The sequence below is a fragment of the Burkholderia cepacia complex sp. TUM26381 genome (assembly GCF_057439935.1).
Genome location: NZ_CM172008.1, coordinates 1,185,605 through 1,208,975, shown reverse-complemented (window position 1 = coordinate 1,208,975; position 23,371 = coordinate 1,185,605). Strand labels below are relative to the sequence as shown.

General features: G+C 63.1%; 16 protein-coding genes, 2 tRNA genes and 3 rRNA genes. 14 read left to right on the top strand and 7 right to left on the bottom strand.

What is annotated here, in order from left to right; all coding sequences use genetic code 11:
- Window positions 1-6: 6 nt before the first annotated feature.
- From ACWMMN_RS37260 to ACWMMN_RS37235, 6 genes are all read left to right on the top strand, one after another.
- Window positions 7-777 carry a hypothetical protein gene (locus tag ACWMMN_RS37260; protein WP_174994608.1) on the top strand — a complete coding sequence of 257 codons (771 nt, stop codon included), beginning with the start codon at window positions 7-9 and terminating at the stop codon, window positions 775-777.
- 336 nt (window positions 778-1,113) lie between these two features.
- Window positions 1,114-1,293: a CbrC family protein gene (locus ACWMMN_RS37255; protein ID WP_059241058.1), complete on the top strand. Its 180-nt coding sequence runs from the start codon at window positions 1,114-1,116 to the stop codon at window positions 1,291-1,293.
- A 55-nt stretch (window positions 1,294-1,348) separates the two neighbouring features.
- Window positions 1,349-2,599: a metallophosphoesterase family protein gene (locus ACWMMN_RS37250; protein WP_059241057.1), complete on the top strand. Its 1,251-nt coding sequence runs from the start codon at window positions 1,349-1,351 to the stop codon at window positions 2,597-2,599.
- A 3-nt stretch (window positions 2,600-2,602) separates the two neighbouring features.
- On the top strand, window positions 2,603-6,073 hold the full coding sequence (locus ACWMMN_RS37245; protein ID WP_486424287.1) for an ATP-binding protein: 3,471 nt from the start codon (window positions 2,603-2,605) through the stop codon (window positions 6,071-6,073).
- Between the two features lie 111 nt (window positions 6,074-6,184).
- Window positions 6,185-6,709, top strand: a complete 525-nt coding sequence (locus tag ACWMMN_RS37240) for an HD domain-containing protein (protein ID WP_059241055.1) — start codon at window positions 6,185-6,187, stop codon at window positions 6,707-6,709.
- A gap of 9 nt (window positions 6,710-6,718) precedes the next feature.
- Window positions 6,719-7,405 carry a DUF429 domain-containing protein gene (locus ACWMMN_RS37235; protein WP_059241054.1) on the top strand — a complete coding sequence of 229 codons (687 nt, stop codon included), beginning with the start codon at window positions 6,719-6,721 and terminating at the stop codon, window positions 7,403-7,405.
- Between the two features lie 174 nt (window positions 7,406-7,579).
- Here the strand turns inward: ACWMMN_RS37235 and ACWMMN_RS37230 are convergent, their stop codons facing one another.
- A complete protein-coding gene (locus ACWMMN_RS37230; RefSeq protein WP_226196100.1) occupies window positions 7,580-8,017 on the bottom strand; it encodes an ATPase in 438 nt (145 codons plus the stop codon).
- Between the two features lie 646 nt (window positions 8,018-8,663).
- Here ACWMMN_RS37230 and ACWMMN_RS37225 point away from each other — a divergent pair.
- The 5 genes from ACWMMN_RS37225 to rrf all read left to right on the top strand — a co-directional run bounded on the left by ACWMMN_RS37225 (window position 8,664) and on the right by rrf (window position 13,885).
- Window positions 8,664-10,196 (top strand): 16S ribosomal RNA (locus ACWMMN_RS37225).
- Between the two features lie 63 nt (window positions 10,197-10,259).
- Window positions 10,260-10,336 (top strand) — tRNA-Ile (locus ACWMMN_RS37220).
- Between the two features lie 38 nt (window positions 10,337-10,374).
- A tRNA-Ala gene (locus ACWMMN_RS37215) sits at window positions 10,375-10,450 on the top strand.
- Window positions 10,451-10,736: 286 nt separating this feature from the next.
- Window positions 10,737-13,618 (top strand): 23S ribosomal RNA (locus tag ACWMMN_RS37210).
- Between the two features lie 154 nt (window positions 13,619-13,772).
- Window positions 13,773-13,885 (top strand): 5S ribosomal RNA (gene rrf / locus ACWMMN_RS37205).
- Together the 16S, 23S and 5S rRNA genes with 2 tRNA genes alongside form the textbook arrangement of a ribosomal RNA operon.
- A gap of 560 nt (window positions 13,886-14,445) precedes the next feature.
- Here rrf and ACWMMN_RS37200 read toward each other — a convergent pair.
- From ACWMMN_RS37200 to ACWMMN_RS37185, 4 genes are all read right to left on the bottom strand, one after another.
- Window positions 14,446-15,162 carry an O-methyltransferase gene (locus ACWMMN_RS37200; RefSeq protein WP_486424286.1) on the bottom strand — a complete coding sequence of 239 codons (717 nt, stop codon included), beginning with the start codon at window positions 15,160-15,162 and terminating at the stop codon, window positions 14,446-14,448.
- 102 nt (window positions 15,163-15,264) lie between these two features.
- Window positions 15,265-15,561 carry a 4Fe-4S dicluster domain-containing protein gene (locus tag ACWMMN_RS37195; protein ID WP_081052077.1) on the bottom strand — a complete coding sequence of 99 codons (297 nt, stop codon included), beginning with the start codon at window positions 15,559-15,561 and terminating at the stop codon, window positions 15,265-15,267.
- A gap of 2 nt (window positions 15,562-15,563) precedes the next feature.
- Entirely contained in the window at window positions 15,564-15,872 is a 309-nt protein-coding gene (locus ACWMMN_RS37190; RefSeq protein ID WP_059241051.1) for a hypothetical protein, read from the bottom strand.
- A gap of 12 nt (window positions 15,873-15,884) precedes the next feature.
- A complete protein-coding gene (locus ACWMMN_RS37185) occupies window positions 15,885-16,466 on the bottom strand; it encodes an RNA polymerase sigma factor (protein ID WP_196486675.1) in 582 nt (193 codons plus the stop codon).
- 273 nt (window positions 16,467-16,739) lie between these two features.
- On the opposite strand from ACWMMN_RS37185, the gene ACWMMN_RS37180 reads away from it, so the two are divergent.
- Complete coding sequence (locus ACWMMN_RS37180; RefSeq protein ID WP_174993617.1) at window positions 16,740-18,569, top strand: methyl-accepting chemotaxis protein; 1,830 nt, start codon at window positions 16,740-16,742, stop codon at window positions 18,567-18,569.
- 259 nt (window positions 18,570-18,828) lie between these two features.
- Here ACWMMN_RS37180 and ACWMMN_RS37175 read toward each other — a convergent pair whose 3' ends face one another.
- Both ACWMMN_RS37175 and ACWMMN_RS37170 read right to left on the bottom strand, forming a co-directional pair.
- Entirely contained in the window at window positions 18,829-19,200 is a 372-nt protein-coding gene (locus ACWMMN_RS37175) for a nuclear transport factor 2 family protein (RefSeq protein WP_059241049.1), read from the bottom strand.
- A 62-nt stretch (window positions 19,201-19,262) separates the two neighbouring features.
- Entirely contained in the window at window positions 19,263-19,862 is a 600-nt protein-coding gene (locus ACWMMN_RS37170) for a hypothetical protein (RefSeq protein WP_059241048.1), read from the bottom strand.
- A gap of 383 nt (window positions 19,863-20,245) precedes the next feature.
- On the opposite strand from ACWMMN_RS37170, the gene ACWMMN_RS37165 reads away from it, so the two are divergent.
- Both ACWMMN_RS37165 and ACWMMN_RS37160 read left to right on the top strand, forming a co-directional pair.
- Window positions 20,246-21,751 (top strand): aldehyde dehydrogenase, encoded by a 1,506-nt coding sequence (locus ACWMMN_RS37165; protein WP_486424285.1) that lies wholly within the window; start codon window positions 20,246-20,248, stop codon window positions 21,749-21,751.
- A gap of 81 nt (window positions 21,752-21,832) precedes the next feature.
- Window positions 21,833-23,224, top strand: a complete 1,392-nt coding sequence (locus ACWMMN_RS37160; protein WP_486424284.1) for an aspartate aminotransferase family protein — start codon at window positions 21,833-21,835, stop codon at window positions 23,222-23,224.
- Window positions 23,225-23,371: the final 147 nt, after the last annotated feature.

Below are 23,371 nucleotides of genomic sequence, written 5' to 3'. Positions count from 1 at the left end.
CACGTCATGACCATCCTGTTCCGTCTTCTCGCGCTCGCCTGCGCACTCTGGCTGGCCGCCTGCGCGGCGCCGCCCCCGCCGTCGGCCAGTACCGCCGCGTCCGCTCCCGCACCGGATGCCAGCGAACGCCGCGGGCTCGGTACCGCGTGGGGCGAGTCGGTGCGATCCGAAACCCGGCAGGTCGACTTCGAACGCGCGGATCCGGCGAAGCCGACGGATCTCGCGTCGGTCTACTACAACGATGTGCTGCCCGGCCATCTTCCCGCGTCGCAGGTTCGCCGGCTGCCGACCCGCGTCGCACTCGCGAACGGCGACATCGCGCTGTCGTTTACCGACGAAAAGGGCGCGCCGCTGCGTCTTGCGCGCAGCAATGGCCGCTGGCACATGGCAGGCGTCGAGGGTTCGCGTTACCTCATCGTGTTGCGCAACCAGGGGCGCCGCGCGTTCGAAGTCGTGTCGACGGTCGACGGGCTCGACGTGCTGTCGGGGCGCCCGGGCAGCTACACGAACGGTGGCTACGTGCTGTATCCGGGCCGCACGCTGACGATCGAGGGCTTCCGCAAGAGCCGCGACGAAGTCGCTGCGTTCCGTTTCGCAGCGGTGCCCGACAGCTATGTCGCGAACTCGAAGTACGGCGACGCCGCGAATGTTGGCGTGATCGGCGTCGCGCTGTTCGCGCAGAAGGACAACGAAGAGGAAGCGCTGCGCCGCAATGCGAATCCGTTCCCCGGCAACGACAACGGCTTTGCGCCGCCGCCCGTCCCGCGCGGCGAGTGAGGGCACGTAGCCGGGCGTCCGCGTGCATCGCGACGCGCGCAGGGTGATCCTGCGCGTTTCCCGCTGCCCGTTCAGCGCCGTCCCGACGCCGTTTTGCCCGAACCGGATCCGCTGCGCAATCGCGTTGTCGAGCGATCGCGTGGCGCGACGCCAGCTCGACACCGACGTCCGGTGGCGCATCTCGCGCGCGGCAGCGTGACGCCGCGTGGCGTTCGTTTCACGACCGGTCCGGCTGTCGGAGACGAGGTTCCGCTGTCGCGTGATCGTGCTGCGGCACAATGGCGGTTCGTGTCCGTATCCCGTGCTTCCCCGCCATCCGGACCGACGGAGAACCTCATGTCGTTACCCGCTTTCAGGTACCATCCCGACCCGCTCGCACCGGGCAGCGTGATCCGGTCCGGCGCGCCCCCGTGGGAACGCTTTCTCGCCGCGCTCGACAAGGACGGCTCGCCGGCCGCGTACGTGTTTCGCTGCATCCATTGCGGCGAACCCGGCGGCTACCCGGATTGCGATTGACGGCCGGGCTCGTGCGGGCGGCGATGCCCGTTCGCCATGAAACAGAGGAATCTTCGTGAAGTTCATCCACGCCGCAGACATTCACCTTGACAGCCCGTTGCACGGCCTGAGCGCGTATCCCGATGCGCCGGCCGCACAGTTGCGCAACGCGTCGCGCGAGGCGCTGCGGCAACTCGTGGATCGTGCGATCGAAGAGGAAGTCGCGTTTCTCGTGATCGCCGGCGACCTGTACGACGGCGACTGGAAGGACCACAACACGGGCATCTTCTTCGGCCAGCAGATGGGGCGGCTGCGCAAGGCCGGCATCCGCGCGTTCGTGCTCGGCGGCAACCACGATGCCGAAAGCGAGATGACGAAGAAGCTGACGCTGCCGGACAACGTCACCGTGTTCGGCCACCGCAAGCCGGAAACCGTCAGGCTGCCCGAATTCGACGTCGCGCTGCACGGGCAGAGCTTCAAGGACAAGGCCGTCGTCGACAATCTCGCGATCGGCTATCCGGATCCGGTACCCGGCTACTACAACATCGGCGTGCTGCACACGGCGCTCGAAGGCTACGCCGCGCACGCGAACTATGCGCCGTGCACGCTGGCTGAGCTGCACGCGAAAGGCTACGACTACTGGGCACTCGGCCACGTGCATGAGTTCCAGCAATGGACGGGGCCGTCCACCGTCGTGTTTCCCGGCAACCTGCAGGGGCGCCATATCCGCGAGACGGGCCGCCGCGGCGCGGTACTCGTGACGGTCGAGCAAGGCCGCACGCAGGTCGAGCGCCTGTATCTCGACGTGCTGCGCTGGGAGGCCGTGACGGTCGATGCGTCCGACTGCCTGTCGGTTGCCGATCTGTCGAGAAAGATTGGCCACGCGCTGGAAGCGCTTTTGACCGTCGACGGCCACGTGCCGCGCGCGGTGCGCGTGACGGTCACGGGGCGCACGCCTGCACACGGACTCTTTTTCGGTCGCGCGCCGCAGTTGCGCGCGGAAGTGCTGAACCAGATCGGCATCATCGGCAACGAGCGGCTGTGGCTCGAGAAGGTCCGGCTCGCGACGTCCGCCGCCGATCATCAGCCGGGCGAAAGCGAGCCGCTCGAAGCGCTGGAGGACCTGAAGCAGATCCTGGCCGATGCCGCGCACGATCCGGATTTCCTCGCGTTGCTCGAACGCGACCTGAAGCCGTTCGTCGGCAAGGTCCGCAGCGACGTGAAGGAGGACGTGCCGTTGCTGACGATGGCGCGGGCGGGCGAGCTGACGGCGCTGGTCGAGCAGGTCGGGCCTGAACTGCTCGCGCGGCTGGCGAGGGGGGAATAAGCGATGCGCATCAGCCAGCTCGATCTGATCAAGTACGGCAAGTTCACCGACGAGACGCTGCGGTTCCCGTCGGCCGGCGAGGATTTTCATGTGATCGTCGGGCCGAACGAGGCCGGCAAGTCGACGATCCGCACGGCTGTGTCCGAGTTGCTGTTCGGGATGAAGCTGCAGACGCCGCTCGATTTCCTGCACAGCACGCCCGAGTTGCGGATCGGCGGCGTGCTGGAGAGCGGCGCGGGTGAACTCGCGTTCCACCGCGCGCGCGGGCGCAGTCCATTGCGCACGCCGGCCGACGACAAGCTGCCCGACGACTACCTGGCGGCCATTCTCGACGGCGCGACGCGCGAGTTCTTCGAGCAGATGTTCGGGCTCGATCACGGGCGGCTGGTCGACGGCGGCCGGAGCATTCTCGATGCATCCGACAAGCTCGGGCAGGTGCTGTTCGAATCGGCCGCCGGTGTCGGCAGCCTTGGGCCGGTGCGTGAGGAACTCGACGCGCGTTCGGTCGAGCTGTGGGCGCCGCGCCGGAGCGGCAGCGCGTTTGCGCTGGCCGAAACGTCGTTCAACGAAGCCGTGACCGAACTGAAGACGGTCCAGGTGCGCACGCGCGACTGGGTCGATCGCAAGGATGCACGCGAAGCGGTCGAACAGCAGATCGAGCAGGCGCGTGCGGAACAGCGCCGGCTCGAAACGCTGCGCTCGAAGCTCGAGCGCGTGCGGCGGCTCGCGCCGTACCTGAAGGAGCTGACGGTCAAGGATGCGGCGCTGGCCGAACTCGGCGCAGTCGTCGAGTTGCCGCCGACTGCGTATGCGGATCTGCTGAAGGCACAGGGCGATCTCGCGGCCGAGCAGAAGGTGCTCGAAGAACGGCGCGCGGACCTGCTCGCGAAACGGCAGGCGCGCGATGCGATCGACGCGGACGCCGACACGCTGGCGCTGGAAGCCGATATCGAAGCGCTCGATCGGCTGCGCGGCGCGTGCATGAATCACGCGCAGGATCTGCTGCTGCTCGGTGCGGACGTCGAGCGGCACCTGTCCGCCGCGTCGTCGGCAGCCGCCCAGCTCGACTGGCCGACGGACGAAGCATCGCTGCGCGCGTCGCTGCCGACGGCGCTGTCGCTGAAGACCGTCGCGAACCTGCTGCGCGAGCACGGCGCGCTGCATCAGGCGCTCGCCGGCGCGCGCGAATCGCTCGACGAACGTACGCGCGAGCTGGCGCAGGTGCAGGAGCAACAGGCGCGCCTGTCGACCGTCGACGTGCCGGAAGCGCTGCGCGCGGCGCTGGCCGATGCGCAAGGCTTTCGCAATAGCGGCCAGCGCGAGCAGGCGCTGGCGCACGAAATCGCGGCCGCCGAACGCGTGCTGTCCGGCGCGCTCGATGCGCTCGGCCAGTGGCGCATGCCGGTCGACGCGCTGCGCGCACTCGACGTGCCGTCAGCGGCGCGTCTTGGCACGCTGCTCAAGGAAGACAGCGAACGCGCAAGCGCGACAGCTGCCGCGCGCGAAGCGCGCGACGGTGCGCTCGAAGAGCTTGAGCGGCTCGAGCTGCAGGAGAAGCATTTCGTGGAGAACCACAAAGTCGTTACGACCGCCGACGTGCTGGCGGCGCGCGCGCGTCGCGACGGCGCGTGGGGAGACATCCGCAGTGGCGCGGTCGATCTCGCAATCGGCGCACCGGCAGTCGACGACGCGATTCGTCTCGCTGACGAACTCGTCGATGCGCAGCTCGGCGCCACGCAGGCGGCCGCGACGCTGCAATCGCTGCGTCAGCAGGTCGAATCCGCGCGTGCGGGCGTGACACGCAGGAAGGCCGCACTGGACGAACGCGAACGCGAACTGACGGCGCATCGCGACGCGTGGGCCGCGCTTGCAACAACGGCCGCGGTGCCCGGCATGCCGCTGGCGGCGATGGGTGACTGGCTCGCGAAGCGCGAAACGGTGTTTGCTGCACAGGCCGATCTTGACCGTCAGCGCCGCGAATTCGACACGATTCGCGCTGCACGGGCCGGCGCGGAAGCCGCGCTGCGCGCGGCACTGCGTCCGGTATCGCGCGGCGGCGAGTCTGACGGGCTGGCGGCGCTCGTCGCGATCGCCGAGACTTTCGTGCAGTCGGCCGAGAAAGCGATCGCGCAGAAGGACAGTCTCGACGATCGCGCGCGGGAAGCCGAACGCGGATGCGCGACGGCGCAATCGCGGGCCGGTCACGCACAGGCGGCCTACGATGCATGGCAGGCGCAATGGCGCGACGCGCTGGCCGACGCGAAACTGTCCGCGAGCGCGACGACGCTGGCCGCGGCGGAGGGGGCGCTCGGGCTCGCGAATGCAGTGACGGCCGAGCTGGCCGATGCCGATGCGCCGCGCAACCGGATCGCCGCGATTCGCGCGGAGTTGGCCGCGCTCGAGGCTGGCGCGCGGCGCCTTGCCGAAGCGCTCGCGCCGGAATGGCTTGCCGGCGGCGACTGGCCGGACGTGGCGCGACGGTTGACGATGCGCCTCGCGGCCGCCAGGGAACTCGCGCGTGCGATCGGTCGTGCCGACGAGGCCGTGCGGCAGGCCGACGGCAAGGTCGCGGACGCGGCCGCCGCGGTGGCCGGGGCCGATGCCCGTATCCAGCCGCTGCTGCAACTGGCCGGCGTCGCTTCGATCGACGCGGCGCTGCCTCTCGCCGAGCGCTCGGATCGTCAGCGCCAGCTTCGGCAGGCGGTCGATGCCGCGCACGAAGCGCTGGTGCGCGACGGCGACGGGCTGTCCCGGTCCGCCGTGGAAGTAGAAGTCGCGGAGCAGGACATTGCCGACGTGCCGGCGCATCTCGAAGCGGTGAAGCAGTCTCTCGGCGATGTCGGCAGGCGGCTGAACGAGCTGTCGCAGCAGCAGGTCGTGGCCGACCAGGCATTCGGCGCGATCGACGGCCAGGCGAACGCGGCCGTTGCCGAGTCGAAGCGGCAGGAAGCACTGGCGGCGATGGGCGATGCGGCCGAACAGTATCTGGAGGCGGCCACTGCGAGCCGCTTGCTGAAGTGGGCGACGGATCGCTATCGCGACCAGAAGCAGGGGCCGATGCTCCGGCGCGCGGGCGAGATTTTCGCGGGGCTCACGCTGGGCGAATTCGCGAAGCTGACCGTCGATACCGAACGGACGCCGCCCGCGCTGTATGCACGGCGCACGAAGGGCGCGTCGGTCGAGGTCGCGGGATTGAGTGAAGGCACGCGCGATCAGTTGTTCCTCGCGCTGCGCATCGCGGCGCTGGAGCTGCAGCTCGGCAGCCGGACCGCGCTGCCGTTCGTCGCCGACGATCTGTTCATCAATTTCGACGACGCGCGCGCGAAGGCCGGGCTCGACGCGCTGCGCGATCTGTCGACGCGCACCCAGGTGCTGTTCCTGACGCACCACGACCACCTGCTGCCGCTCGTGAGGGACGTCTTCGGCGCGCGGGTCAACGTGGTCGAGTTGCAGCGCGCGCCGGCCGGCGCGTGAGGCGGGATGCCGGCACGCGGGAGGGGGCATCGCGTACAGGTAGTATGAGCGGTTCCGAAACGCACGCGGCCGGGTCAACCGGTCGCGGGTCTGGCCACACGAGGGGAAAATATGAAAAAGCTGGTAGCCGCCATCGCGTTCGCGGCGGACAAGCATCGCAATCAGCGTCGCAAGGACGAAGAGGCGTCGCCGTACATCAATCATCCGATCGCACTCGCCGACGTGCTGGCCAACGAGGCCGGCGTCGAGGACGAGCGTGTGATCGTCGCGGCCGTGCTGCACGACACGGTCGAGGATACGGAGACGACCGAGCAGGAGCTGCTGCGGCTGTTCGGCAAGGACGTGGCGGACATCGTGATGGAAGTCACCGACGACAAGTCGTTGCCGAAGGAAGAGCGCAAGCGTCTGCAGGTCGAGCATGCGGCCACCATCAGCCGTCGCGCGAAGCTCGTGAAGCTGGCCGACAAGATCTGCAACCTGCGCGACATCGCGCAGCATCCGCCCGCGGACTGGCCGCTCGAGCGCAAGCAGGCGTATTTCGACTGGGCGAAGTCGGTCGTCGACCCGATGCGCGGCGTCCATCCCGGCCTCGAGGCGATCTTCGACACCGCGTACGCGGCACGGCCGGCGGACTGAGGTTTCCGCATGGCAGCGACCCGACCCGTCGAATCCGCCGAGCGGCCAGTACCCGCGGTGGCGGGCGTCGACGTCGGGGGCGACAAGAAGCTGTGCGATCTCGTGATCCTGCGCGGGGCGACGGTCGTTTGCCGCGAAGCGCGGATTGCGCCGGAGGCGGTGCCCGCGCTGTGCGTCGCCCATGACGTCGTGGCCGTCGGCGTCGACGCACCGAGCGTGTGGTGGACGGGCACCGGTCGCCGGGCGGCCGAACAGGCGCTCGCGCGCGAACGGATCTCGTGCTTTCCGACGCCGTCGCGGGAGCAGGCCGTCACAAGCACGTCGGGCTTCTTCGACTGGATGTTCATCGGCGAGCGCGTGTACCGCGCGCTCGCGGACACCTATCCGTTGCTGACGGGCGCGCACTATGCGGGTGGCCGTGCGAGTTTCGAGACCTATCCGTACGCGATTACCTGCTCGATGCTGGGCAAGGCGGTGGCGTCGGCGAAGCTGAAGCGTACGCAGCGCCTGCAATTGCTGGAGCGACTGGGGATCGATGTGTCGACGCTGCGCTCCGTCGATGCGCGAGACGCGACCCTGTGCGCGTTGACCGCGCAATACGTGATCGACGGGAACGCACATGCGTATGGCGATACGGAGGGCGGCTACATCCGCGTGCCGATCGTCAGCGAGGCGATCGTGCTCGACTCGCCGTAGCGATGGCACGTTGCGACTGCGGGGCAGTTGTCACGACAAGGTGAGCTTTTGCGGGAGAGGTTCGGTCTTCCTGGCGCCGGTGGCGTCAGGCGTCGAGTGTCGGCCGACAAACATCAGGATTGCCGGTGCGCACGACATGAAGCCGGCGCACCAGGCAATCCCGGGCAGCGCCGCTCAATCCTCGAGGATGGACTTCGGCACGTTGGACAGGTCGCAGGCTTGCGCCTGATCGAAGTAGTCTTCCGCATCGTTGATCATCACGACGGCGACGTCGATCAGCTCGTCGAGCCGTTGCAGCAGCGATTCACGCCACTCGATGTCTTCATCGCGCTCGGGCGTCTTGTCGAGCTGCTCGATGATCGAATCGGCCGTCTGCAGGAAGGGGATCGCCTGCTGATAGTTTTCGATCGAGACCATCGCCGCATTGCGCGCGCCGACGAGCCGTTCGCGGTGCTCGTCCGCCAGTTCGGATTCGCCGCTGATCCGCGGCAGTACATCCGAGATGCGCTGAAGAAGTGGCGGCGTCTGTTCTTCCAGCAGGATGGCGCGTTCGCGCAGCGCCGCGTATTCGTCGCGAAGATCGGCGTCGCCGGGTTGAGTCGTGCTGTCCATCGTCGATATGAGTGCGTGGTTCGGTCGCGGCATGATACTCGACAGCGCCGGGTTCCTTGTCCGTTTCGCCGCCCTCTCTATATAGGTGGCAAGACGGGCATACGTCATATCTATAGAGAACCGCTCGCGGTGGGATCAGCGTCGGCCGAGCCCCAAGCCTCCGTGCGCGTCAGTGCACGGGGGCTTTTTCAAATTTCTTCACAAAGGGGCTTGCGTAGATCGGGGCAGATGCTTAGAATCACGCCTCTTTCGCGCTAACGGAAACACGGCGCGGGAGGGAAGGGAAGCGGTGCTGTTGGGGCTGGGTAGTAGCGGCCTCGGCGGTACAGGAAGTTGAGCCCCGCAGTCGCAACGATGTAGTAAAAGAGTTGTTGACGAGCTGCGAAACACGGTTCATAATCTCGCTTCTCTGCTGCTGAAAACGCAGCGCTGCCGGGAAACACGAAGTTCCTCGCAGAAATGCTCTTTAAAAATTAACAGCCGATAAGTGTGGGCGCTTGATGGAAGCGAGCTGATCCTCGGATCAGATAGCGAAAGTATCAAGAGTCTCACACTAAAGTAAGTCAGGTTTATGAAGTGATTCATATTCCTGTCAGCTTTGAGTGAGCGACCGGTTCTTAACCGAACCGAAAACAGTAACAGGTTTAAACTGAAGAGTTTGATCCTGGCTCAGATTGAACGCTGGCGGCATGCCTTACACATGCAAGTCGAACGGCAGCACGGGTGCTTGCACCTGGTGGCGAGTGGCGAACGGGTGAGTAATACATCGGAACATGTCCTGTAGTGGGGGATAGCCCGGCGAAAGCCGGATTAATACCGCATACGATCTACGGATGAAAGCGGGGGACCTTCGGGCCTCGCGCTATAGGGTTGGCCGATGGCTGATTAGCTAGTTGGTGGGGTAAAGGCCTACCAAGGCGACGATCAGTAGCTGGTCTGAGAGGACGACCAGCCACACTGGGACTGAGACACGGCCCAGACTCCTACGGGAGGCAGCAGTGGGGAATTTTGGACAATGGGCGAAAGCCTGATCCAGCAATGCCGCGTGTGTGAAGAAGGCCTTCGGGTTGTAAAGCACTTTTGTCCGGAAAGAAATCCTTGGCCCTAATACGGTCGGGGGATGACGGTACCGGAAGAATAAGCACCGGCTAACTACGTGCCAGCAGCCGCGGTAATACGTAGGGTGCGAGCGTTAATCGGAATTACTGGGCGTAAAGCGTGCGCAGGCGGTTTGCTAAGACCGATGTGAAATCCCCGGGCTCAACCTGGGAACTGCATTGGTGACTGGCAGGCTAGAGTATGGCAGAGGGGGGTAGAATTCCACGTGTAGCAGTGAAATGCGTAGAGATGTGGAGGAATACCGATGGCGAAGGCAGCCCCCTGGGCCAATACTGACGCTCATGCACGAAAGCGTGGGGAGCAAACAGGATTAGATACCCTGGTAGTCCACGCCCTAAACGATGTCAACTAGTTGTTGGGGATTCATTTCCTTAGTAACGTAGCTAACGCGTGAAGTTGACCGCCTGGGGAGTACGGTCGCAAGATTAAAACTCAAAGGAATTGACGGGGACCCGCACAAGCGGTGGATGATGTGGATTAATTCGATGCAACGCGAAAAACCTTACCTACCCTTGACATGGTCGGAATCCTGCTGAGAGGTGGGAGTGCTCGAAAGAGAACCGGCGCACAGGTGCTGCATGGCTGTCGTCAGCTCGTGTCGTGAGATGTTGGGTTAAGTCCCGCAACGAGCGCAACCCTTGTCCTTAGTTGCTACGCAAGAGCACTCTAAGGAGACTGCCGGTGACAAACCGGAGGAAGGTGGGGATGACGTCAAGTCCTCATGGCCCTTATGGGTAGGGCTTCACACGTCATACAATGGTCGGAACAGAGGGTTGCCAACCCGCGAGGGGGAGCTAATCCCAGAAAACCGATCGTAGTCCGGATTGCACTCTGCAACTCGAGTGCATGAAGCTGGAATCGCTAGTAATCGCGGATCAGCATGCCGCGGTGAATACGTTCCCGGGTCTTGTACACACCGCCCGTCACACCATGGGAGTGGGTTTTACCAGAAGTGGCTAGTCTAACCGCAAGGAGGACGGTCACCACGGTAGGATTCATGACTGGGGTGAAGTCGTAACAAGGTAGCCGTATCGGAAGGTGCGGCTGGATCACCTCCTTTCTAGAGCTTCTCGCAAAGTTGAGCGCTCACGCTTATCGGCTGTAAATTTAAAGACAGACTCAGGGGTCTGTAGCTCAGTCGGTTAGAGCACCGTCTTGATAAGGCGGGGGTCGTTGGTTCGAATCCAACCAGACCCACCATTGTCTGGCGGTAGGTACCTGAGGAAATCTGTACTCATGGGGGCATAGCTCAGCTGGGAGAGCACCTGCTTTGCAAGCAGGGGGTCGTCGGTTCGATCCCGTCTGCCTCCACCAATCCTCAATGCTAAGAGTTTGCTGAAAATTCAGCGAGCGCTTTGCATTGGCGATTGAGCCAGTCAGAGGATATCAATAGATATCGGCTGTCGTTCTTTAACAATCTGGAAGAAGTAAGTAATTTGGATAGCGGAAGCGTCTTGAGATGGACGTGAAAACTATCCGGGTTGTGATTGTATCGATGTATCTCAAGATGATTCGAACTCTATGTTTGACTCAATTGGAATACGGCACAAATGCGAGAACTCAACCTGTAGCGACTGTCGACGAGACAGACTCGTTATAGGGTCAAGCGAACAAGTGCATGTGGTGGATGCCTTGGCGATCACAGGCGATGAAGGACGCGGTAGCCTGCGAAAAGCTACGGGGAGCTGGCAAACGAGCTTTGATCCGTAGATGTCCGAATGGGGAAACCCACTCCTTTTGGAGTATCCATGGCTGAATACATAGGCCATGTGAAGCGAACGCGGTGAACTGAAACATCTAAGTAACCGCAGGAAAAGAAATCAACCGAGATTCCCAAAGTAGTGGCGAGCGAAATGGGATGAGCCTTGCACTCTTTATTTGTATTGTTAGCCGAACGCTCTGGAAAGTGCGGCCATAGCGGGTGATAGCCCCGTAGGCGAAAACAGTATGAAAGAACTAGGTGTGCGACAAGTAGGGCGGGACACGTGAAATCCTGTCTGAAGATGGGGGGACCATCCTCCAAGGCTAAATACTCGTGATCGACCGATAGTGAACCAGTACCGTGAGGGAAAGGCGAAAAGAACCCCGGGAGGGGAGTGAAATAGATCCTGAAACCGCATGCATACAAACAGTCGGAGCCTCGTAAGGGGTGACGGCGTACCTTTTGTATAATGGGTCAGCGACTTACGTTCAGTAGCAAGCTTAACCGTATAGGGCAGGCGTAGCGAAAGCGAGTCCGAATAGGGCGTTCAGTTGCTGGGCGTAGACCCGAAACCAAGTGATCTATCCATGGCCAGGATGAAGGTGCGGTAACACGTACTGGAGGTCCGAACCCACTAACGTTGAAAAGTTAGGGGATGAGCTGTGGATAGGGGTGAAAGGCTAAACAAACTTGGAAATAGCTGGTTCTCTCCGAAAACTATTTAGGTAGTGCCTCGTGTCTCACCTTCGGGGGTAGAGCACTGTCATGGTTGGGGGGTCTATTGCAGATTACCCCGCCATAGCAAACTCCGAATACCGAAGAGTGCAATCACGGGAGACAGACATCGGGTGCTAACGTCCGGTGTCAAGAGGGAAACAACCCAGACCGCCAGCTAAGGTCCCCAAATATAGCTAAGTGGGAAACGAAGTGGGAAGGCTAAAACAGTCAGGAGGTTGGCTTAGAAGCAGCCACCCTTTAAAGAAAGCGTAATAGCTCACTGATCGAGTCGTCCTGCGCGGAAGATGTAACGGGGCTAAGCTATATACCGAAGCTGCGGATGCGTGCTTTGCACGCATGGTAGGAGAGCGTTCCGTAAGCCTGCGAAGGTGCGTTGAAAAGCGTGCTGGAGGTATCGGAAGTGCGAATGCTGACATGAGTAGCGATAAAGGGGGTGAAAGGCCCCCTCGCCGTAAGCCCAAGGTTTCCTACGCAACGTTCATCGGCGTAGGGTGAGTCGGCCCCTAAGGCGAGGCAGAAATGCGTAGCTGATGGGAAGCAGGTCAATATTCCTGCACCATTGTTAGATGCGATGGGGGGACGGATCGCGGAAGGTTGTCCGGGTGTTGGAAGTCCCGGTCGCTGCATTGGAGAAGGCGCTTAGGCAAATCCGGGCGCGGAATTCAAGGGTGTGGCGCGAGCTCCTTAGGGAGCGAAGCAATTGGAAGTGGTTCCAAGAAAAGCCTCTAAGCTTCAGTCTAACGATGACCGTACCGCAAACCGACACAGGTGGGCGAGATGAGTATTCTAAGGCGCTTGAGAGAACTCGGGAGAAGGAACTCGGCAAATTGGTACCGTAACTTCGGGATAAGGTACGCCCTTGTAGCTTGATGCCCCTGCGGGCAGAGGGTGAAGGGGTTGCAATAAACTGGTGGCTGCGACTGTTTAATAAAAACACAGCACTCTGCAAACACGAAAGTGGACGTATAGGGTGTGACGCCTGCCCGGTGCCGGAAGATTAAATGATGGGGTGCAAGCTCTTGATTGAAGTCCCGGTAAACGGCGGCCGTAACTATAACGGTCCTAAGGTAGCGAAATTCCTTGTCGGGTAAGTTCCGACCTGCACGAATGGCGTAACGATGGCCACACTGTCTCCTCCCGAGACTCAGCGAAGTTGAAGTGTTTGTGATGATGCAATCTACCCGCGGCTAGACGGAAAGACCCCATGAACCTTTACTGTAGCTTTGCATTGGACTTTGAACCGATCTGTGTAGGATAGGTGGGAGGCTATGAAACCGGAACGCTAGTTTCGGTGGAGCCGTCCTTGAAATACCACCCTGGTTTGTTTGAGGTTCTAACCTTGGCCCGTGATCCGGGTCGGGGACAGTGCATGGTAGGCAGTTTGACTGGGGCGGTCTCCTCCCAAAGCGTAACGGAGGAGTACGAAGGTACGCTAGGTACGGTCGGAAATCGTGCTGATAGTGCAATGGCATAAGCGTGCTTAACTGCGAGACCGACAAGTCGAGCAGGTGCGAAAGCAGGTCATAGTGATCCGGTGGTTCTGTATGGAAGGGCCATCGCTCAACGGATAAAAGGTACTCTGGGGATAACAGGCTGATACCGCCCAAGAGTTCATATCGACGGCGGTGTTTGGCACCTCGATGTCGGCTCATCTCATCCTGGGGCTGTAGCCGGTCCCAAGGGTATGGCTGTTCGCCATTTAAAGAGGTACGTGAGCTGGGTTTAAAACGTCGTGAGACAGTTTGGTCCCTATCTGCCGTGGGCGTTGGATATTTGAAGGGGGCTGCTCCTAGTACGAGAGGACCGGAGTGGACGAACCTCTGGTGTACCGGTTGTCACGCCAGTGGCATCGCCGGGTAGCTATGTTCGGAAGAGATAACCGCTGAAAGCATCTAAGCGGGAAACTCGCCTTAAGATGAGATATCCCTGGGGACTAGATCCCCTTGAAGGGTCGTTCGAGACCAGGACGTTGATAGGTCAGGTGTGTAAGCGCAGTAATGCGTTCAGCTAACTGATACTAATTGCCCGTAAGGCTTGATCCTATAACAAGTCTGCCTTGTAGATCGGCGCCGTGTGAAAGCACTGGCTGCGATCCAAAGCGACAAGTTGGATTCTCGTGTGTGATACACACAACTCAAAATTACTGCTTCTTCCAAGATTGGTTGCGCTGCGAAGCCAGCGCAACAACCCTCTTTGCCTGATGACCATAGCGAGTCGGTCCCACCCCTTCCCATCCCGAACAGGACCGTGAAACGACTCTACGCCGATGATAGTGCGGATTCCCGTGTGAAAGTAGGTAATCGTCAGGCTCCCTAAGCCAGAAACCCCCGCCCGAAAGGCGGGGGTTTTTGCATTTGAGCGACAGAAATGTGCGATGCCGGCCACGCGAAATGCGCCCGGCGCTGCGGCGCCGACGGGCGTCGATTCGGACCGAGGTCGCATCCACGCCACCCGCCAGATTCGCCACCTTCCATCCCGCTTCCACGATCTTGGCATATAAAGATGTTCCGCCTGCCCAGGTTGCCCGTTCACTTGCGTCGGTACTATCGAAGCTGGTGTCCTTCTACTCAGGTATCTGCTGTCTTCGCGATCCACCGCCAGCACCTCTGAAATCCCCGGTACGTTCGTCGATGGGCTGCACCAGCGCACCGTTAGCCGACGTCCTGCCAAGGTCGACGCACTCAGCAGCGATCACGTGATGGCCAATAATGAGCGACGTTTGCCGACGATGATCGACAAATCCCGATTTCTGCCGAAAAACTCCCTGCATCATCCATCTGCCTTTCGGCGCGCCGCGTCGAGCTGATGCCCAGGCTTGGCTGCGGTAAATGGCATTCCCGCAAAACCAATCCCTCGACGACATCCCGGCTCAAGAAACGACGACCGTAAATTCAACTCCCGATTCAAACTCCAGTGTCGTGGTCGAAAACCGCGGATCGTCGTCGAGATAGCGCTTGTACGGTCGAACGGCGTCCTCGGCCGTGTACATGTTGTCGGCAAGTACGACCGATCCCGGGCGTAGCAGACGCTCGATCTGCTTGAATACGGCGAGATAGGCGTCGGCCCACACGTCGATGAATACCAAGTCGAAAATGCCGTCCAGTGCGGCAACGGTCTCGAATACATCGCCCTCCCGCATATCGACATAGGCGTCCAGGCCCGCTGTTTCGACGTGAGCGCGCAGATGTACGCACTTGAGCGCATCGCGTTCGGTCGCGACGACCACGCCCCGACCCAACGTGCGCAGTGCCTCGGCGAAATACAGCGTGGACACGCCGCGGGAACTGCCGAGCTCGAGGATTCTGGCCGGCCGTTGCGAGAGCACCATGTTGTGCAGGAATCTTCCCGTTTCCGCCGACACGGCTAACGACAGCGGGCTGCCTTCCGGGGACCCGAAGTCTTCGCTGGACAGCCCGATCATGTCGAGAAATCGTCCCCGCAGCCGGGGGGCCAGCGCCTCGTATTCGTCGCCGAGCGTCAGGAACGCTTCGTTCGATCCCTGGAACTGCGCGCGTGCGCGGGCGATGATTTCGGCTCGGCTCTCTTCATGAAGCCGTTGCAGCAGATCGATGGTGGATGAAGCCATTTGCATTCCTAATAGATTATTGAAGTCGACGACATATCCGGCGGCTGCCTCTCCGTCAGGCTTCCTGCGCTGCGGTTCCGTCATCGACGAACCCGGGCGATGCTAGGTCCTTCGGGCGAGCGTGATGGCGCGTTCAGGACACGCCGTCACACAAAGCCCGCATGACCGGCAGGCGTGCGCATTCGGCGTGTAGGCGACTTTCATGCCATGCACGCGCTGTTTCAGGCGATGCATCAGACCGAGGCCGAGGTAATCGGCCTGATCGATGCGCCGGATCTCGAACACGTTCTCAGGGCAGACGGTGACGCAATCCCCCTTTCCTTCGCAACGTTTCAGATCGACGACCGGCGCGATCACCCCCGGCTTCTGTTTGCAGTCGCCCGTTGATTTCTCGCGCATGTTCACTCTCCTGTGCGCGGGTTGCTGCCCGATCGCCATGCGGCCCGAAAACGCTCGCGTTCTTCCGGGGTCATGGATTCCCATTTGCGCCAGTGGCGCCGGCCGTGCCAGCCGCGGTGTCCGCGGAATCCGCCGAACAGAATGCGGCTCAACACGAGCAGGCCCAGCGCACGGGCGAAGTCGATCGTACGGGCACCGACGAATAGCGCCGGAATCACCCAGTTCCACAGCATCATGACGACCCATCCGAGCACGCCTATGGCGATCACCACGAGCACTGCTTTGCCCGCACATCTGATTCGAAAATTCATTCGCCGACTCCTTTAGAGATCCAGTTCGTCATAAATGGGCTGCAACCGCGCACGAAGATGCAAGACCGCATAGCGTTTGCGCGCGAGCAGGGTATTGAGCGTGATGCCGCTTTGCGCGGCCATTTCCTTGAAGGACTGCCCCTCGAGTTCATGCGCGATGAAAACCTCACGCTGATTCGATGGCAACTCGTCGAGCGCATCCTGCAAGGCCTTGAGCACGAGCGTGCGAGCGTAAAGCGCTTCGGGGCCGGCATCGTGTGCCGGTAGCGCGAGGTCCAGGCGATACTCGCTGCCCGCTTCGTCCTCGGCCTCGAGCAGGTCGGTCAGCGGCTGCTCCTTCTTCTTGCGAAAGCGATCGATGATGCGATTGCGCGCGGTACGGAAAAGCCACGCGCTTGCCTGTTCGATTGGCGCAGGCAGTCGATACGCTTGCACGAACTCGTGAAACACATCCTGCAGGATGTCCTCGGCGTCGTCCGGGTCGCGTATTCGACGCCGGATGAAATTCACGAGCCTCGTTCGTTCACGCATCACTGTCGCTGTGATGTCGCGGTCTGGGTCGGTCATCATGTGCGAAGTGGGTGGCGATTCCATGCCTCTGAAGACGTTTCAGGCGCCCGAATATTGTGGCGCCTGTGAAAATCTGCTGCAGCACGCATTCCCGCTATGCGCCACGGGCAGTCGGCACGGTCGTCCGGCCCTGCCGAATCAAGCCGTCACCTTCCGTTTTCGCCCCCCGCCGATCTCTTGCGTGAACTGGTCTGGCCAGTCAGGCCTTAAGTTCCCGCAGGCGCTGTCGTTAAACAGGACGTTGCCGGCCTTCGGCGATCCCATTCAAATAACGTAGTAACGGAGATCGAAGTCATCATGCTGTCCTCGATTCGTGCTCGGATACTCGCGACCTGCGTCGCCATCGTGGTCACGGCGCTGGCTGTGACGGGGGGGCTGGTCTATTGCGTCGTCAAAAACCACAACGACGAGACCATCGACCAGAATCACAAGTCGATCCTCGCCGGTCACGCGCTGGCGATCAACGAATGGGTGGCCAGCAGGGGACGGGAAACCCAGGCACTGGCCGATACGATCGCCATCGGCGAGGGCGACCCGCTGCCGGCGTTGAAGCTGCTCGGCAAGTCGGGCGGCTTCGAGGTGCTGACGCTTGGACTGCCGGACAAGACCGCCTTCTCGAATGTTCCGCTCGCGCCCGGCTACGACCCGACCGCACGGCCCTGGTACAAGCAAGCCGTCAGCGCGGGCCAGCTGGTCGTGACGGCGCTCTACCGTGATGCGACGACCGGCAAGCCGGCTGTTGCGTTCGCGGTGCCCGTGGTGCGAGACGGCACCGTGAAGGGCGTGCTCGCCGCCAGCCTGTTCATGGAGAGCGTAAGCGCGATTGTCACCTCCGTTCACCCGACACCGGCGAGCTTCGCGTTCCTGGTGGACAAGAGCGGGCGCGTGATCGCGTCGGCCAAGACCGACCTGATCATGAGGCCTGCGACCGGCTTGTCGCCTGCGCTCGACGCCGATCACCTCGGCGCGCTGCAAACGGCGTCCGCCCCCGTCGCGGTCGACATCGACGGGGCCACCAAGCTGATGCGCGCACAACCGATCGCCGGCACGGACTGGTCGCTGGTGCTCGCGCTCGACAAGGCTGACGTGACGGCCGGTATGCGTGCGGTCGCGACGACGACGCTGGCGGCGATCCTGATCGTCGCCGTCATCGCCGCGGCGCTCGTCGGCGCGATGACGAACGCGGCCTTCAAACGCATTCTGCTGGTTCGCGATGCGCTCACGGACGTCTCGAGCGGCAGCGGCGACCTGACGAAACGCCTGCCTGCCGACGGCACGGACGAAGCCGCGCAGATCGCGCATGCGTTCAACCTGTTCGCCGAAAAGATCAGCACGATCCTGCTGCAGATTCGCGAATTCAGCGCATCGGTCAACCTTGCGAGCGCCGAGATCGCCCAGGGCAACCAGGATCTGTCGAGCCGGACCGAACATGCGGCGTCGAGCCTGCAGGAAACGGCCGCTGCACTCGAGGAAATCGCCGGCACGGCCCGCAATTCGGCCGATGCCGCAAGCCAGGTGAGCCGTCTGGCGGAATCCGCGTCGAATGTCGCGCTGCGCGGCGGCTCGGTCGTGAGCGAGGTCGTCTCGACGATGAACGACATTACGCAGGCGTCCGGCGAGATCGCCAACATCGTCGGCGTGATCGACGGCATCGCGTTCCAGACCAACATTCTCGCGTTGAATGCCGCCGTCGAGGCAGCACGTGCGAACGAGCATGGCCGCGGCTTTGCGGTCGTCGCGGGCGAGGTGCGTGCACTCGCGCAGCGCAGCGCGCAGGCCGCCAAGGAGATCAAGCAGTTGATCCACTCGTCGGTCGAGAAGATCGAGGGGGGCTCCGGACTCGTCCAGACGGCCGGCGCGACGATGGATGAAATCGTCGAGGGCGTGCGCGGCATCACGGGCGTGATCGCCGAAATGACCGTCGCAGCGAAGGAGCAGAGCACCGGGCTCGAGCAGGTGAATCAGGCCGTGTCGCATCTCGACAATGCGACCCAGCAGAATGCGGCGCTCGTCGAGCAGTCGGCGGCCGCGGCGACGTTGCTGCGCGAGCAGGCCGCCAAACTCGCGCAGACGGTCGGCGAGTTCAAGCTCGAGGACAGGCGCGCATCGACGATGCAGCCTGTTTGACGACGCGCGACACCGGCCACGCTCGTCTGCTGGATGGGCGGGCGTGGCATCCCTCACGCGTGCCGGCGCGGCTGGCGCACGCAGAGGCGGCACCGCCTCCATCGACAGGCCGAAATGGACGTGACCCGCGACGGGTAGCCGTCCATCGATCCCGCGACGCAGCGATATCGAGAGCGGCCGGCGCCTGTTCCCGGTGGTGCGCGCTGAATGGGAAAGTCACGCGCACGCGGCTGTCCGGACAGACGGAATCCGGCGCAATCTACATGACCTGCGATGCATGCCCGGCAACGACGCGCCAGCCGGTGCCCGCGCGGCGCCAGAGGCGCGTATAGGCAAACGTGCCGTCGAACGCCGCGCCGTCGAAATGGCCGGCGAGGGTCGCCCTCGTCGTGGTCAGGATCATCTCGTCGATCGCGCATGCGCGCATGTCGTGGACGTCGAGTTTCTCCAGACGCAGCAGCTTCGCGCGATGCGCGGCCAGATCGTCCGCCTTCGAGATGACCTGCCCGGTCGGAACGGTGAATACCAGCGCGTCGTCGAGCAATGCGTCGAGCGTTTCGACATCGTTGGCCAGCATCGCCGCGCGCAGCGCGGCTTCAAAAGGTTCGACGACTGTACGGATTGCATCCATGTCAGGGCCTCGCATCATTCCGGAAGAGTCGCGGTTGGGCACACCGTGGTGACGGATCGTGTCTAGCGCGCGTTCGACAACGTTTGACGCCGCACCAGCATCACCATGCAGATGCCGATCGACGCGAGGAGGTTGACGGCCGGATAGAACGCGACCGCCACACTCCACGTACTCAGTGCCAGCAACGCCAGCGCGTACTTGAGCACGCACAGCGCGAAATAGGCGAGGCTCTCGCTCCACGGATCGCGAATCGTCTTGCGCACGGTCGGGCCGAGACCCGCAAGCTCGATCAGCGTGACCAGACAGATCGAGACCGTCGGATCGTCGGTCAGCACCCACAGCGGAATGGCCGACAGCGCCGCGCACAGAAACAACCAGTCGACGGCCGTCCAGCCGCGTTCGCCGCGAAACAGGCTGGCGACCAGCGTCAGGAAACACGTGACGGCAATCGCCGCCGTGCACCATGCGGACGGTCCCGCGCCGGCCACGAACTGGCCGACAGCCGCGATCGCCGTGACGACCGACCACACGAGCCACGTGAACAGATGCGGGCGAACGGTGCGCCGGTAGATCGCGAGCGCGTACGGAATCGCCGCCAGCAAGGACACGGCCGTTCCGATCACGCCAAAGACCGAAGCGGCACCCTGATCGACACCCACCATCGACGTAACCTCGTTCGGACTGACCGACCAGTATGTGGTCTGACGGATCGGGGCGCAACGTCGTGCGCATCGCGCATCGCCGCGCGCAGGACGTTGAATCGCGGCGGAAAGCCGATGCGCGCGGACACCAACAAACGGCACCGGGACGGCGCGGCGACAGGAAAACCCACTGCACGACAGTCAAATGAATAGAAATAACCTCTTCAGTGAGAAGAAAAACTGTTCTTTCAAATCTCTTTTTGTTGACCGACAGTTTGCCAACCGGACGACGGCTGCGCATCACGGCTGACATGAAAGTCGGCCGTGCCCGCCGGCACTGTCGCCGGGTCGAACCCAGGCGGACAACAATGCACACGCGCCTGGTCGTCACAACGGAGTCTTGAATGAACCCAACTTCAGCAGAACACCATCAGCACGCGGACTGGAGACGTCTCGCGGCGCAGGTCGTCCCGGGAACGCTCGCCCATATCGGCGGCCACAGCGTGGCGGCGCGCAGCGGCCGGACGTTCGCCGCGATCAATCCGGCGACCGAGGCCGTCATCGCGGAGGTCGCATCGTGCGACGCGCCGGATGTCGATGACGCGGTGCGCGCCGCACGCAACGCGTTCGAGTCCGGTGTCTGGTCGCGCTGCGCACCGGCCGAGCGCAAGCGCGTGCTGTGCCGCCTCGGTGAGCTCATCGCCGCGCATGGAGAGGAACTCGCGCTGCTCGACTCGCTCAACATGGGCAAGCGCGTCGCAGACGCGTTCAGCATCGACGTGCCGGCCGCCGGCGGCCTGTTCAGCTGGTACGGGGAAGCGGTCGACAAACTGCATGGTGAAGTCGCGTCGACCGACCCCGGCAACCTCGCGGTCGTCACGCGCGAACCGCTCGGTGTGGTCGGCGCGGTCGTGCCGTGGAATTTTCCGCTCGACATGGTCGCGTGGAAGGTGGCGCCGGCGCTCGCGGCCGGCAACAGCATCGTGCTGAAGCCGGCGGAGCAATCGCCGCTGTCCGCGCTGCGTCTCGCGGAACTGGCGCTCGAGGCCGGCCTGCCGCCCGGCGTGCTGAATGTCGTGCCGGGCTACGGCGAGACCGCAGGGCGCGCGCTCGGGCTGCATCCCGACGTCGACGTTCTCGCGTTCACGGGATCGACGGCCGTCGGCAAGAAATTCCTCGAATACGCCGCGCAGTCGAACATGAAGCAGGTGTGGCTCGAATGCGGCGGCAAGAGCCCGAACCTCGTGTTCGACGATACGGACGATCTCGACCTCGCCGCCCGCAAGGCGTGCTTCGGCATCTTCTTCAACCAGGGCGAAGTGTGTTCCGCGAACTCGCGGCTGCTGGTCCAGCGCTCGATCCACGACGCGTTCGTCGACCGGCTGATCTCGCATGCGGCCGCGTTCATGCCGGGCGATCCGCTCGACCCGGCGAGCGGGATGGGCGCGATCGTCGACGAGCAGCAGCACCGGCGCGTGCGTGAGTGGATCGCGCGCGGCCGCGACAGCGCGACACTCGCGATCGGCGGCGGCGCACCGCGTGTCGACGGCAAGGGCTACTTCATCGAGCCGACGATCTTCATCGACGTGACGCCTGGCGACGCGATCGCACGCGAGGAGATCTTCGGGCCCGTGCTGTCGGTGATGGCGTTCGATACCGAGGACGAGGCTGTGCGGCTCGCGAACGACTCGATCTACGGCCTTGCCGCGTCGGTGTGGACCGGCAGCCTGTCGCGTGCGCATCGCGTAGCGGGCCGGCTGCGCGCCGGCACGGTGTCCGTCAACACGGTCGATGCGCTGAGCGCGCAAACGCCGTTCGGCGGGTTCCGCCAGTCGGGCTTCGGCCGCGACCTGTCGCTGCACGCGATCGACAAGTACACGGGACTCAAGACGACCTGGATCAGCTACTGATTCGATGCGGTGGGCCGCTGGCGGCCGCACCGCGCCGCACGTCAACGATTTTCATCCATACAACGAACCGGAGACTCGCTCATGAATGCGCCCAACTTTCCGCATCGTACGACGCAGGACTATCAACGCAGCGACGCCGCGCATCACCTGCATGCATTCGTCGACCAGAAGGCGCTGAACGAAGAGGGCGCGCGCGTGATGGTACGCGGCGAAGGTGTATATCTATGGGATAACGACGGCAACCGCTATCTGGACGGCATGTCCGGGCTGTGGTGCACCAACGTCGGCTATGGCCGTCCGGAGTTGATCGATGCCGCCGCGCGGCAGATGAGGGAACTGTCCTACTACAACATGTTCTTTCATACGACGCACCCGTCGGTGATCGAGCTGTCGGAGCGGCTGTTCGCGCTGCTCGGCAATCGCTTCAGCCACGTCGTGTATACCAATTCGGGTTCCGAATCGAATGAAGTGCTGATCCGCACGGTGCGGCGCTTCTGGGACGTGATGGGCAAGCCCGAAAAGAAGGTGCTGATCGGGCGCGTGAACGGTTATCACGGGTCGACGGTCGGCAGCGCATCGCTGGGCGGCATGGCGTTCATGCATGAAATGGGCGACCTGCCGATTCCGAACGTCACGCACGTCGACGAACCTTACTGGTACGCGAACGGCGGCGACCTGAGCCCCGAGGCGTTCGGCAAGCAGGCGGCGCTGTCGCTCGAGCGCAAGATTCTCGAGATAGGCGCGGACCGCGTCGCCGCGTTTGTCGCGGAGCCATTCCAGGGCGCCGGCGGGATGATTTTTCCGCCGGACGGCTACTGGCAGGAGATCGAGCGCATCTGCCGCCAGTACGACGTGCTGCTCTGCGCGGACGAAGTGATCGGCGGCTTCGGCCGCACCGGCGAGTGGTTCGCGCATCGTCACTTCGGCTTCGAGCCTGACCTGATCTGCATGGCCAAGGGGCTGACGTCGGGCTATGTGCCGATGGGCGGCCTGATCATGAGTCGGCGCGTCGGCGATGCGCTGGTCGACAAGGGGGGCGTCTATGCGCACGGGCTGACCTATTCGGGGCACCCGGTCGCGGCTGCGGTCGCATTGGCGAACCTCGACGTGCTCGAGCGCGACGGGCTCGTCGAGCGGACGAAGACCGCTACGGGCCCGTATCTGCAGAAGGCGCTGCGCGACGCGTTCGATGGTCATCCGCTCGTCGGCGAGATCCAGGGCGCGGGGGCGGTCGGCGCGATCCAGTTCGCGAAGAACAAGGCGACGCGCGAGCGCTTCGCGAACGAAGCGGACCTGACCTGGCACAGCCGGACCGTCGGCTTCGAACTCGGTGCGATCGTGCGTTCGACGAACGGGCGCCTGATCGTCGCGCCACCGCTGGTGATCGATCACGCGCAGATCGACGAACTGGTCGGCACGATGCGCAAGGCGGTGGATGCAACCGCGCGCGAAGTGCTGGGGATCGGCTGCTGACGGGTTGAGCGGCGCGCTTTCGTTCCGGTGATTGACGGACGGGAGCGCGTATCGCGACCGAGATTGGTCGACTTCGTGCGGTATTCGGAGCGGCAGTCAGGGGCACGGAAGTTCGGGTATCAAGGGCGGTGATTCGGTGAGATGCCG

Bases quoted from the DNA above. Each gene is read 5' to 3' on its own strand.
- ACWMMN_RS37260 (WP_174994608.1), top strand. From the start codon at position 7: ATGACCATCCTGTTCCGTCTTCTCGCGCTCGCCTGCGCACTCTGGCTG.
- ACWMMN_RS37255 (WP_059241058.1), top strand. From the start codon at position 1,114: ATGTCGTTACCCGCTTTCAGGTACCATCCCGACCCGCTCGCACCGGGC.
- ACWMMN_RS37245 (WP_486424287.1), top strand. From the start codon at position 2,603: ATGCGCATCAGCCAGCTCGATCTGATCAAGTACGGCAAGTTCACCGAC.
- ACWMMN_RS37240 (WP_059241055.1), top strand. From the start codon at position 6,185: ATGAAAAAGCTGGTAGCCGCCATCGCGTTCGCGGCGGACAAGCATCGC.
- ACWMMN_RS37235 (WP_059241054.1), top strand. From the start codon at position 6,719: ATGGCAGCGACCCGACCCGTCGAATCCGCCGAGCGGCCAGTACCCGCG.
- ACWMMN_RS37230 (WP_226196100.1), bottom strand. From the start codon at position 8,017: ATGGACAGCACGACTCAACCCGGCGACGCCGATCTTCGCGACGAATAC.
- ACWMMN_RS37200 (WP_486424286.1), bottom strand. From the start codon at position 15,162: ATGGCTTCATCCACCATCGATCTGCTGCAACGGCTTCATGAAGAGAGC.
- ACWMMN_RS37195 (WP_081052077.1), bottom strand. From the start codon at position 15,561: ATGCGCGAGAAATCAACGGGCGACTGCAAACAGAAGCCGGGGGTGATC.
- ACWMMN_RS37190 (WP_059241051.1), bottom strand. From the start codon at position 15,872: ATGAATTTTCGAATCAGATGTGCGGGCAAAGCAGTGCTCGTGGTGATC.
- ACWMMN_RS37185 (WP_196486675.1), bottom strand. From the start codon at position 16,466: ATGGAATCGCCACCCACTTCGCACATGATGACCGACCCAGACCGCGAC.
- ACWMMN_RS37180 (WP_174993617.1), top strand. From the start codon at position 16,740: ATGCTGTCCTCGATTCGTGCTCGGATACTCGCGACCTGCGTCGCCATC.
- ACWMMN_RS37175 (WP_059241049.1), bottom strand. From the start codon at position 19,200: ATGGATGCAATCCGTACAGTCGTCGAACCTTTTGAAGCCGCGCTGCGC.
- ACWMMN_RS37170 (WP_059241048.1), bottom strand. From the start codon at position 19,862: ATGGTGGGTGTCGATCAGGGTGCCGCTTCGGTCTTTGGCGTGATCGGA.
- ACWMMN_RS37165 (WP_486424285.1), top strand. From the start codon at position 20,246: ATGAACCCAACTTCAGCAGAACACCATCAGCACGCGGACTGGAGACGT.
- ACWMMN_RS37160 (WP_486424284.1), top strand. From the start codon at position 21,833: ATGAATGCGCCCAACTTTCCGCATCGTACGACGCAGGACTATCAACGC.